Genomic DNA, 10,963 nt, shown 5'->3' with positions numbered 1-10,963 from the left:
GAGTATATAAACCTAAATTTTTTTTATAATTGTAAGATCTTTCAAAGTGGCGCAATTTGACCGAAAATGGTGGCGTCATAACTCCGAAATAGCTAAGGAGCTAAAATCTAAAATATTTGAGAATGTAAGTGCTGAAAATCGAAAAAAATTAAGCGAAATACTTGATAAGTATCACAAAATAAAAAAGGAAGAATTAATAGTCATATCACAACCAAAGAGTAATGGATTAGTTCTTTATGGTGTGATTTATAAAGGATTAAATGAAGATAACCATCCTTTAGTTATGGATGCAAGCTTTAATATAAAACCTGTTGATATAATTAGACTTGAAAAAGAAATTATTCAACCAAGAGGAGGAGGAGATACAACCTTAAACGAAAAGAAGATTTTACTAATTGGTTGTGGGTCTGTTGGAAGTATTTTGGCTCCAGAATTAATAAAGTTTGGAATAGGTAATATTACTATAGTTGATAACGATTTTATTTCTACAGATAATATCTATAGACATCAATTGGGCCTTAATTTTTTAAGTAAAAACAAGGCTATTGCTATGTCTAAGTTTCTTGAAGAAAACTACCCATACACTACCATTAAACCAATAGATAATTCTATAGAAAATTCAGTCACAAATAGTATTATTGATCTGCAAGATTATGATTTGATAGTAAGTGCAACGGGAAGTCCAAACACAAACTTTTATCTAAATAATTATCTTTTTAAAAACACTATTAATACACCAATAATCTATTGTTGGAATGAACCATATGGTATAGGTGGACACAGTTTATTGGTTCAAAACAGAAGTAGTTGCTATAATTGTCTTTATGATGAAAATTTAGTCAATAAAGGTTCTTTTTGTTTACCAGGTCAGCATTTTTCTAAAAAAATCGCTGGATGTTCTAGTTCATTTGTTCCTTTTAGCTCATTAGATAGTCATAAAACTGCTGTTTTAACTCTAGACTTGGTCAAGAACTTCCTTAATAATAATATCCATAATAATCCTTATTTATCATGGAAAGGAGACAATCAAGATTTTATTAATGCTGGTTTTATGACATCGAAAAGATACGATTTATCAAATAATGAGCTAATTAAATCACGATATGAATATATTGATAATACATGTTCTATATGCAGTATAAAATAGACAATATGGTATTTTCAATATCTAAAAGTAGAAGGCTTAAAATTGACAAAATTCCAATGGAAAACATGTTAAGCTATGCACAAGATTCAATTGACAAAAAAGAAGCTGGAGGAGTAGTTTTAGGAAGATTTATTAAGGATTCAAACGACATAGTTATCGATATAAATACATTTCCTATGAAAGGAGATATTAGAACACGAACTAGGTTTAAAAGAGGTAAAAGAAATCATCAAAAGATAATAGATAAAATTTGGATGGAATCTGAAGGAACTTGTAATTATTTAGGTGAATGGCATACACATCCTGAAGAAAATCCAACTCCATCAACAACCGATATAAATAGTTGGAAAAAAATTTTAAAGAATGATGTTTACACCAGTAAGAACTTGTATTTTATAATAATCGGAACAAAATCAATTGGAGTTTGGGAAGGAAGCTCAAAAACATTAGAAATTAAAAAAATCAATCAATATGAGCGATAGGAAAAGTATACCTGAACATATTAAAGTTAAGATTTGGTCTGATTCAGCTGGAAGATGTCAATTTGATGGTTGTAATAAACCATTGTGGTATAATGGTTTAACTTTTGCAGATGGGAATTTTTCCGAACTTGCTCATATAATTGGTGCGAAGAGTGATGGACCTAGAGGAAATAATGATTCTTTGAAGCTACAAATTGATCCTACAAACATTATGCTATTATGTAGAGAATGTCACAAATTAGTTGATGACAAATTGAATAAGTCAAAATATAGTGCTGATGTTTTAATTTCAATGAAAAAAAAACATGAGGAAAGAGTAAGGTTTTTATTAGGCATACCAAGAAATCAAACAACGATTATAACCTATAGTTGTAAAATAAAAGATCGTTTTATAACCTTAGATACTGAAAGTATCTATAATGCAATCTTACCTTATTATCCAGATGATCATCATGACTATTGGTTAAGTATCAATAACAAAGTTTTTAATCCGTTATATGATTGGAAATCTGCAACTGCAGAAATTGATTATTTATGTAATAAAATAGAGAGTAAAAATATTAATAGTACACTTTATAAATTATCCATTTTTGGAATTGGTCCTATGCCATTATTATTTTATTTAGGTTATAAATTGGGCGATACAATAAGCGGTGAAGTTTATCATGCCAGAAGAGAAAATATACCTGAAGAAAGATTTAATTGGAATGAAGAAGGAAATCCTCAAAAGTTAAATTTTTCTACTAGTTTGGTAAAAAAAACAAGTACAAAAAATGTTCTTATAACATTAGCTATTAGTGATTATATAGAAAAAGACAAATATGAACCTATAATAGACGAATCTTTTAGTGTTTATAATCTTTCTATTGATAAGCCAAATCCTTCATGCATTACAAGAAAATCCGATTTAGTTTCTTTTGGTTATAAATTTAGAGAGTTATTAAATTTGGTACAGAAAAATCATGGGAAAGATTGTGAAATTCATTTAATTCCGGCTGTTCCTGCTAGCATTGCTATTTCAGCTGGTAGAATTATTTTGCCTACAAAAGATCCTGAAATTAACCTTTATGAATATCTAAATGGTAGCCCTGAAAATGTAATAACAATTAATAAAAAATGAGGGGAGAAATATTAGCTGCAACGGATAGGAGGAGAGTAGCTGGCCTTCATTATATAATCTATTATGACAGAATTAAAGCGGATGAATTTTTAGGACCTATAATTACAACATCAGGAAATTACCCACAAAATATTCCAATGCTAGATGAACATTTCACTGAATTTGATGCTGATGGGAATGCTTATCAAATAACAAATAATAATTCATATATGGTACCAGCGAAGCTTATTAAACTTGAATCTTGGGGTCCTTTCACTAAAGTTGGTTCACTTACAAATCTAGGAATTAGGTTTATTGAAAGAATAATAGGTGATTTAGAACCAATTGTTTGGGAGAATGCAATCAGAAGAGCATCTCGATAGTTATAACATTATGTAAAATAGAATCTCGATATTTAACTTGGCCTCATAAAATTTTGGTAAAACAATTGGTAAGGGGAGTGGTGGCGAGGAAGAAAATGCGGGCCGGCGATGGGGTGAATTTGTGGCTTAACACAAAGAGCCATTGCCCTGGGCTTTGAGTTAGGGCGTGAAACGCACCGTGGCAGCGCCACAAGACACAAAGAGAAGGTGGAAGCATATTTTCTTCTTGATTTTTTGTTTCTTTTTTATCAAGAAAAAAGATAGAAATAAAAGATTAAAGGTTCCAGTGCTGAATTTCCATTTTACATAATATTAAAAGCACTTAAAGTTAAGCTTGAACCTTAGGATGGTGGTAGCAAGTGCTAAGAATTTTGCTCATAGGGAAAATATTAGTTTTTGCGGAAGGCTAACGAACAGTTTGTGAAATTTTTTAACTTAAATTTCGAATTTAAACTATTGGTTTCAATCAAGAACGAAAAGTTGAGCTTTTAATGGCGTGTGCCAAGCCGCTGAGAATTGAGTAAAAAATAATGCGCCACATAGCGTATTGATTTTTTTAAACAATAAGCGTTGGCGCGCGGCTATTTTGCATAACGGCAAATTATAGAAACAAATGAATTATTTCGCTATGCGTAGCATACCGTTTATAGATTCATGACCCGGGTTATAATTCGCTTAAATAATAAAATGTTCTGGGATATTTTACATAATGCAATTATAGCTAACGAATATGAACAAACTTTCCTGTAAAACGGCTTTGATATAATTGTTGACGATATAGAACACTGGCGTGTCGCTATATCTACAATTATATCAAATACACGGTATGCGCCGTTTTACGCTACAAGTACATTTGTTCTATAATTTTATTTATGTTTAACAGGTGTAATATTCTCATCGCGGAGTGAAGTTTATTATCTGCGTTTTACCAAAACATCCCTAGCCCCATTCAACTCTTCCAACTTAACCAATAGTTTCTCGCGGATTCCCAATGTAAATTTGCGATATACAAATACAAATTGTACTTGCTGGCCTTTTGGAACCATTAGCGGCACCTTATACTGATAAATAGGCGAAAGGAGTAGTTCCTGGTAGGAAGCCTTTCGTTTTTTGTTGCCGTTTATTTTATAAAGGTTCAAGGTGTTGATTTCGAAATCAATTTGGGAATCGTTATCAATTTCAAAGACCACATAGACCTCGTTAAGATAATAGATACTTTTCGTCATGCGAATAGTGACTCCATCCTTATATTTTATCTGATCAAAAGGCCTGGGATTTCGAAGCAATTGAGAACACAGCTTGGGATAGTCCAAAGCTTTATCTGAGTTTGGGATGGTGTCCAAATCAATCGAAGACAATTCCTGATGTGGCAATATAGTGGGGCCCGTCCTTTCATTGCCTATACTCTCGGATCCGGCAATAAAATAATTGAGCCTTTCCAATTTTTGGGAATACCGTAGCAGATAGGAATAGATCCCACCGTCCTGGGTTACTACCAAAAGATTACTTTCCTCGCCGGGAGTGGCCTGTAGCAGCCCAAAGTACTGTGCTTTTTCCCTATTGAAGCTAAAGGCGAAATTGGAGGCCCCTGTAACTCCCTGTCGAATGGGACCTGGAAAGAACAGGGATACCGTCTTTTGTTCATTTGCATAAATGGTGTCGATGACTTTTCCATTTTGCGCCTCTAAAGTGGCCATAATGATCAGAAGACCGAGCAAGGGTATCAATTTTTTCATAAGAATGTAAGTTTATTGCCCCATAGGAGCTTTTAAAATGAGTTTATAATTGTTGAGCACGGCCACTTTTGTTCTTCTATTGGTCCGTTGGAAAACTTTTTTGATACCGCTTACCTGGGGCACACCGACGATATTGATATCGTCCAGGACATCATCCACGACCTCGTTTGCCACTTCGCCCCGAAAACTGTTCTCCACATAAATGCCCTCCAGTCCGTCCTGTAGATCGAAGGCCTTGAGCTCAACAGGAATGTGATTTATATTATCAATTTTAAGGAGTGTCCGGTTGGGCTTAAAGCTGACAATGCCATAGATCAAAGTATTCTTAGGAATTTTTGTATTGCCCAATTGTACTTCTTGCAGTAGTCGCAGCTGCAGCCGGCTGTATGCCCGTACCACTTGACTGCCATCCACTTCTACTTTAACAACAGGGGGATCGAGAGCAAGGGATATAGGATTTGATTTTGGATCCGCAGCAAAAAAGAGCTGGTGCTCCAACGCCAATTCCTTAGTAGAAATAGGTAGCTCAGCTTCAAGTTCAATAGTATCCTTCTCTATGGGTGCAACCACCTTAGCTTTTTTGGTTTCCACTTTCCGGTACCTGCTTTCTGAATAGTCGATCCGCCCTTGGCTGTAGATGCTATCAACGATACGTTGTTTATCCCTGTCCAAAAAATCGGGATCATATAGCCCGGTAGAATCCAAAAACCTTTCATCATATACGCTGGGTGCATTTTTCACGCGTTCTTCTGGGATATTGTCTACAGCTTCCAGTTTGGATTTGTACTCATTTTGTTGTTCTTCCAATTGGGGTACTTCGGTCTGTTCCAAAGATTCCTCCGTTTCGTCGCCATTGTTTATGACCAACATGGTATATCCCCCAATGAACAGTACAATGACCAATATTACCGAACCAAACACGATCTTGTTCTTTTCAATTTTCATCCTGTATTTTTTTTAAGGAGTTCTCGAAATAGTTGGTGATCAGAAGCCCGTGGGTGTTTTTAGGGAAGTTGCGGTCCACATGGATCAAATTGCCCGTTGTCACCAATTCATAGGTGTCCGTTACCTTGCCCCGATTGATCTCGAATAGGGTAGTGGTACGAAAGGTGTAGGGTTCTTGGGACAGTTCTATTTTGGATTCGATCTGGAGTACCTTCTGCACCAAGGAATACTGCAATAATCTATTATATACCCCATCCGATTTTTTCTGTCTGTATAGGGCATCCACAGAACTGTTGCCCAACCAAAGAGCCTTCTCCAAGTTCTTTTCATAGTTGGTGGGGTCTATGTTGTAGAAATAGGTGTGGAACAATTCTAAATGGGACAAAACTTCCACTCCCAGATTCTCCTTTTGGGCAACCAATTTTAAGGGTATCACGTTCCCATCGGTATTGACCATAAACGCCTTGTTGACCGTTTCCCTATGCAGTTTTATGACCACGCATATGGAAACAATGCAAGTCATTGTTGCGCCTATGACTACGGACAAAACGATAAAACGATTTTGGTTCAGGATGCGGTAAATATTTTTATAAGGTGTTTTCATCAGTGGTTTTTTATAATTTATATACCGCTAAATAGTTTCAACGTAAACGAGATGGCCCTGCGGTACAATTTGAATTTTAAGAACACAATAAATCCTATGGACCCCAATTGTATTACAGGAGCAAAAAATTGGCTCCCCCAGTCCGTTCCGAACAGACTGGACCAAAAGTTGGTGTTCAGCTCGGTATATAGATAGTTGACAAATACATTTACCAAGAAAAATGCCGGCACCAACATATAAACCCCTGCATAGAGCTTAAAGAAATTGTATGCCAATGACCTAAACTTTTCGAATACGGCTAGGCTGATGATCAATGGAAAAAAGGCCTGCATTATCCCCAAGAGAAAGAAACGTTCTGCCAAAAACAAAGGATAGATGAACAGGTCCATCAACCAAAGAAACAATCCAATTATGAACGCCAAAATCTTTAGGCCGAACAAGGGTGTCACCAAAGCCTCATATAAAAGTGCCATAGCCTTTTTTGCTGCTTCGATCGCCCCCACATCCTGTTCTATGTCAATTTCCTGCATCTGCAAGGGAAGTAGGGCAGGGGCCGTGTCCCTATATTGAGACTCAACGGCCACCAAAATTGAGTCGAAAACCCCCAGCACCTGAGTGGAAAAAATGACAATAATGATTACCGTAAAATTCTTGGCCAGTTCGGCAGGGGTCAGTCCCCAGGTGTAACCTTCATTATTGGCCACGCCTTCATTGTATTTTTTTAGAATATTGATCAGAAAGAACAGTACCGCAAGGGTCTTCATTCCCGTAATGGTGTACCGTGAGAATTCACTGTTCTTAATGGCTTGAAAAACAGTGTCCACATATTCCAGACCGATACCTAAAAAAATGTCCGACATTAATACTTGGCTTCTCGGTTATTGATCTTGTCCTGCATTTCCCTAAAGGCGATTATTTCTCGATAACGGCGTGTTTTGGCCTCTATTTCGGCCACCATTTCCTTGGATTGCATTTCCTTTTCCTTGAGGATGGCAGCCCGTTCGGCATCGGTCATTCTCAGGTTGTCACTGGATAGTACCTCTTCTATATAATCCATCCCAGACAAAGAGTTTTCTATAATATCGTTGAAGGAATCCGAGATACGGGTAACCTCTTCAGGTTTTATATAGGGGGAGTTGAAAATCTCCCTCAAGTCGTCCTGTACGAAATCGAACAGGCGTTGGTTGCTAATGGCGAGTTCCTTTACAGCCTTTAGTTGTTTGATCACATCGTTGACCTTGTCCACGTTTTCTTTCTGTTGTTTTAGAAATTTGACGGTCTTTAACAATTGTGAGGTCTGTTTTCCCGATTCCAGAAGGGATTTCATAAAGGAAATGAAATTGGTATTGTCGTAAACCGGCACGCCTTGGGCCGTGGCACGGCCGGGCATTAATATGACCATAGTCAGGGCAATGACCATGGTAAGTACGCTTTTCTTAAAGGTTTGTTTCTCATTTGTTTTACTCACGGCGAACCTATTGCCGAAGTACTCGTGAATTTTTTTTGAAAATTTCATACTTTCTTGTTTTTTGGGTTAATAAATTCGATTATAGCCTTCTCCATATTATTGGTCTTTTCATATATCCGCATTATGCGGGCGTTTTCTTCGCCATCCGTTAAATAGGCGGCATAGACTTCAGGGGGTACCTCCAACCTGAAAATGTTACTTTCCTTCCCAATCTTGATAAACATTTCGGTGTACTTGCGTGGCCCGGAAAGGTTGTTCTTGATGGATTTCAATTGGTTCAGGTCGTGGCTGGACAGGTTCAGCCTGTTCTTCAGTTCCCCATAGCCCTTTTCGTTGTTGAGGCTATAAATGACTTGAGTATTTTCTAGTATACTCGCTGAAGTAGAATTGTTGGGCAATTGGTTGATGGATTGCAGGATAATTCCAATGGCCCCGTTTTGTTTTCGGATGGCTTGATAGTAGAATTCGACGCTCTCCAGAACATTGTCGAATTTCAGCTGTTTGGCAAACTCATCGAACAAAATGATACCCTTTTCCGCTCGGTTTTTCCAAATGGTGCGTTGGATGGCGGACTTGATAAGTTTCAACATTACCGAAAGGATTTCCTTATTGTCCTTTACTTCATCCAATTCAAAAACGATCAAACGTTTGTCCTCTATCTTAAAGGTCTGGTCCTCGCTGACCTCGAACAGGAAGCTGTACAGTCCATTGCCAACATATTCGGACATAATGTGGAGGAAGCCCGGAATATTGAAGTAATCGGCTTGAATTTTAAGCTGGTCCAACAAGCTCTTCTGATGCTCCTCTATAAAATGATAGAAGCTGTCCAAGGAATGATTCTCCTTGACCACCTGATAATAGTACAGCAGAATCTTTTTAATGGATACCGACTGGGCCTTGGTTGCTTTCAGCTCCGAGGCCAACAATTCAAAAAGAAATACCGAAAGGTCCTCCAATCGCTCCGGGGTAAGGTCTTCAGGATTGTGAACATAAAACGGATTGATGCCCAGGTTCTTGCCACTCTCATATCTCAGTACGGTATATTGTTCGGGATAAAGCTTCGCAAACTTAGTGTAGGACCCTCCAAGGTCGATGATGACCAGCCGGACGCCGGCTTCGAAATACTGGCGGAGTATATTATTGGCCAGGAATGACTTGCCTTCTCCCGTTGGGGCGAAAATGGCGAAATTCCGTGCTTTGATTCGTTTTTTCCTTTCATCCCAGACATCCTTTAGTACAGGGATATTGTGTTCACGGTCGTTGAAAATGATTCCTGTAGCATCCGATTTGTAGTTGCTATTGTTTATGTACAGGCAGATGGCATGTTTCAGGTCGGTCACGTAAAGATCCTCGTCCGAGAAATTGGGGGAGAAACAGAAATAACTATTGAGGATATAATTTTTACGTTCCTCCCCCCGGGGGTAATAGGGGACAATATCAAGCTCCTTGAATTCGGTCCTTATTTTTGAACCTATTTTTGCAAGGCCCTTGGCTTGGGGATCCCAAAAGATGACATTGAGATGGCCACGGATGATGCGCGAGCTGTCATCATTATTGATCTGGTCAAGGATCTGTTGGGCCTTTGCCAGTGTTACTTTGTTCTGGGAACCAAAATTGGAGCTTTTTTTAAGTTCTTCGATCTTCTTGTCCAACAACTTGCGCCATTTATGTTTATCGTCCAGGTAGATGATCTGGTTTACGATATGGTTTTCGTTCAACGCTAGTCCGATTCCATCGATAAACCCCTGATGGAACACAAAATCGTCCGAGGTAAATCGTTCATTGGTCTTGCTGCTCTGGACATTCTCTCCAAAGCAAAGCTCACTATTTAGGGCCAAAACATCAAAACAGTTTTCGCCAATGGAAATCTTGGACCGGTCCAAAAGGATGTCGGTATCAAAACCCTCGTTGAACCCGTTGAAATAATTGTCGGTTATGGATAGGATTTCTTTTTCTGCCAAAGGGACAAACTGCATTTTTCGACTGTTGTTGATAAAGGAAACGGAGTCGTTTACGGAGTCCATGAAACTTTTAATTTGATCGTCCAGCTCCTGAGGAATCCCTTGTGCAACCTTTCGGAATGGATTCGCATATTTGGCATTGTTCAATGCCTTGTTCTTGGTAAGGATAAAAAACACAAAACATCTATGTTCTATATAATCACGTCCTTTGAAATGCTTATGTGTAGCCTTGGCAAGAAAGGTGGTATTGGGCAAATTTTCAGAAGTGTATTGTTTCTTTAAATAAATATCCTGTTTATGGATCACGCATCCGATGGGCAACGATTTGATGGCCTGGAACCAGCACCCATGGATATCCTCAAAATCCTTCTCCGAAAGGGAATGAATCTCCGGCAAGGAACCGTCATAACATAGGATTACATTGCCATTATTGGCAAAGACCATGTTGGATCGTATATCCGCAATTGGATGGTGTGCCGAAAGATTAATCTTGTCCATAGCTAAGTAATGACGATTTTTTATTGCTGATGATTTTTGGGAATACCCCCCAAAGGGTAATTTGTTGGGGGTTATTTGTAATCTTGATCAAGGCTATATAAAGAGCAGCATTGAATACCAATACACCCATGATCATTGCAAGACTGAACGAGAAAATGATGACCATTAAAGAGCTGACCACGCAAATCATTTGTAGAGCAAAAAATGAGATGGATAGGCCGAATATCACGGCCTGTTTTCTGATGTTGCGATATACCTCGAACCTTTTCATTAAACGACTATTCCAATTAGGTACGTAAAGATGCCGACCACTGCCCCTGCGATAAGAACAAAGACTAGAACTCGAGTGATTCCTTTTTTAAGATCTGAGTTTTCTCCGAAGAAATGGCCGGCGTTGAATAAGAACCCTATGAGAAAAATGACACCTAGGATAATGGGGAAGATTGTCCTGATGGTATCCGAAACATCATTGACGGAGTCTTCTATTCCGCCGATTTGCGCAAATATTGACCCTGTCGTCATAAGTAAGAGTAAAAGAGTTTTAAGTGGTTTATTCATGACTGTTCGTTTTTGTGCTCCCCTAATAATGTAGGAAAGACCGATTGATGAATTATTCGTTATGGAATTTCTAAAGGATGGT

Annotated in this window: 12 protein-coding genes; 4 read left to right on the top strand and 8 right to left on the bottom strand. The window is 38.0% G+C overall.

Annotation, left to right across the window (positions count from 1 at the left end; all coding sequences use genetic code 11):
- The first annotated feature begins 46 nt into the window (after positions 1 to 46).
- Genes MWU84_RS18610 through MWU84_RS18595 form a run of 4 tightly spaced genes read left to right on the top strand, consistent with a single transcriptional unit; the run spans position 47 to position 3,111 of the window.
- Positions 47 to 1,147, top strand: a complete 1,101-nt coding sequence (locus MWU84_RS18610; protein ID WP_246904432.1) for a ThiF family adenylyltransferase — start codon at positions 47 to 49, stop codon at positions 1,145 to 1,147.
- Positions 1,132 to 1,629 (top strand): Mov34/MPN/PAD-1 family protein, encoded by a 498-nt coding sequence (locus tag MWU84_RS18605; protein WP_211322995.1) that lies wholly within the window; start codon positions 1,132 to 1,134, stop codon positions 1,627 to 1,629. Before MWU84_RS18610 ends, MWU84_RS18605 begins: the two co-directional genes overlap by 16 nt.
- Entirely contained in the window at positions 1,619 to 2,749 is a 1,131-nt protein-coding gene (locus MWU84_RS18600) for an SAVED domain-containing protein (protein WP_111624461.1), read from the top strand. Before MWU84_RS18605 ends, MWU84_RS18600 begins: the two co-directional genes overlap by 11 nt.
- Positions 2,746 to 3,111, top strand: a complete 366-nt coding sequence (locus MWU84_RS18595; RefSeq protein ID WP_111624460.1) for a hypothetical protein — start codon at positions 2,746 to 2,748, stop codon at positions 3,109 to 3,111. The genes MWU84_RS18600 and MWU84_RS18595 overlap by 4 nt, the downstream gene beginning before the upstream one ends.
- A gap of 914 nt (positions 3,112 to 4,025) precedes the next feature.
- Here the strand turns inward: MWU84_RS18595 and MWU84_RS18590 are convergent.
- The 8 genes from MWU84_RS18590 to MWU84_RS18555 are packed head-to-tail and all read right to left on the bottom strand — an operon-like array spanning position 4,026 to position 10,881.
- On the bottom strand, positions 4,026 to 4,847 hold the full coding sequence (locus MWU84_RS18590) for a DUF4138 domain-containing protein (RefSeq protein ID WP_111624459.1): 822 nt from the start codon (positions 4,845 to 4,847) through the stop codon (positions 4,026 to 4,028).
- Between the two features lie 12 nt (positions 4,848 to 4,859).
- Positions 4,860 to 5,792, bottom strand: coding sequence for a conjugative transposon protein TraM (gene traM / locus MWU84_RS18585; RefSeq protein ID WP_111624458.1), 933 nt, complete (start codon positions 5,790 to 5,792; stop codon positions 4,860 to 4,862).
- Entirely contained in the window at positions 5,782 to 6,396 is a 615-nt protein-coding gene (locus MWU84_RS18580; protein WP_111624457.1) for a conjugal transfer protein TraK, read from the bottom strand. Before MWU84_RS18580 ends, traM begins: the two co-directional genes overlap by 11 nt.
- Before the next feature lie 17 nt (positions 6,397 to 6,413).
- Positions 6,414 to 7,256 carry a hypothetical protein gene (locus tag MWU84_RS18575; RefSeq protein ID WP_111624456.1) on the bottom strand — a complete coding sequence of 281 codons (843 nt, stop codon included), beginning with the start codon at positions 7,254 to 7,256 and terminating at the stop codon, positions 6,414 to 6,416.
- On the bottom strand, positions 7,256 to 7,912 hold the full coding sequence (locus MWU84_RS18570; RefSeq protein ID WP_245946397.1) for a conjugal transfer protein: 657 nt from the start codon (positions 7,910 to 7,912) through the stop codon (positions 7,256 to 7,258). The genes MWU84_RS18575 and MWU84_RS18570 overlap by 1 nt, the downstream gene beginning before the upstream one ends.
- Positions 7,909 to 10,323, bottom strand: a complete 2,415-nt coding sequence (locus tag MWU84_RS18565) for a TraG family conjugative transposon ATPase (RefSeq protein ID WP_111624455.1) — start codon at positions 10,321 to 10,323, stop codon at positions 7,909 to 7,911. Before MWU84_RS18565 ends, MWU84_RS18570 begins: the two co-directional genes overlap by 4 nt.
- Positions 10,310 to 10,594 (bottom strand): hypothetical protein, encoded by a 285-nt coding sequence (locus MWU84_RS18560; protein ID WP_111624454.1) that lies wholly within the window; start codon positions 10,592 to 10,594, stop codon positions 10,310 to 10,312. The genes MWU84_RS18565 and MWU84_RS18560 overlap by 14 nt, the downstream gene beginning before the upstream one ends.
- Positions 10,594 to 10,881, bottom strand: a complete 288-nt coding sequence (locus tag MWU84_RS18555; protein ID WP_111624453.1) for a hypothetical protein — start codon at positions 10,879 to 10,881, stop codon at positions 10,594 to 10,596. The genes MWU84_RS18560 and MWU84_RS18555 overlap by 1 nt, the downstream gene beginning before the upstream one ends.
- Positions 10,882 to 10,963 lie beyond the last annotated feature (82 nt).

It is taken from the genome of Arenibacter sp. F20364 (assembly GCF_023015905.1).
Lineage (GTDB): Bacteria > Bacteroidota > Bacteroidia > Flavobacteriales > Flavobacteriaceae > Arenibacter.
Note: the sequence above shows the minus strand (reverse complement) of the source record. Positions and strands in the feature narration are given on the sequence as shown.

Bases quoted from the DNA above. Each gene is read 5' to 3' on its own strand.
- MWU84_RS18605 (WP_211322995.1), top strand. From the start codon at position 1,132: ATGCAGTATAAAATAGACAATATGGTATTTTCAATATCTAAAAGTAGA.
- MWU84_RS18600 (WP_111624461.1), top strand. From the start codon at position 1,619: ATGAGCGATAGGAAAAGTATACCTGAACATATTAAAGTTAAGATTTGG.
- MWU84_RS18595 (WP_111624460.1), top strand. From the start codon at position 2,746: ATGAGGGGAGAAATATTAGCTGCAACGGATAGGAGGAGAGTAGCTGGC.
- MWU84_RS18590 (WP_111624459.1), bottom strand. From the start codon at position 4,847: ATGAAAAAATTGATACCCTTGCTCGGTCTTCTGATCATTATGGCCACT.
- traM (WP_111624458.1), bottom strand. From the start codon at position 5,792: ATGAAAATTGAAAAGAACAAGATCGTGTTTGGTTCGGTAATATTGGTC.
- MWU84_RS18580 (WP_111624457.1), bottom strand. From the start codon at position 6,396: ATGAAAACACCTTATAAAAATATTTACCGCATCCTGAACCAAAATCGT.
- MWU84_RS18575 (WP_111624456.1), bottom strand. From the start codon at position 7,256: ATGTCGGACATTTTTTTAGGTATCGGTCTGGAATATGTGGACACTGTT.
- MWU84_RS18570 (WP_245946397.1), bottom strand. From the start codon at position 7,912: ATGAAATTTTCAAAAAAAATTCACGAGTACTTCGGCAATAGGTTCGCC.
- MWU84_RS18565 (WP_111624455.1), bottom strand. From the start codon at position 10,323: ATGGACAAGATTAATCTTTCGGCACACCATCCAATTGCGGATATACGA.
- MWU84_RS18560 (WP_111624454.1), bottom strand. From the start codon at position 10,594: ATGAAAAGGTTCGAGGTATATCGCAACATCAGAAAACAGGCCGTGATA.
- MWU84_RS18555 (WP_111624453.1), bottom strand. From the start codon at position 10,881: ATGAATAAACCACTTAAAACTCTTTTACTCTTACTTATGACGACAGGG.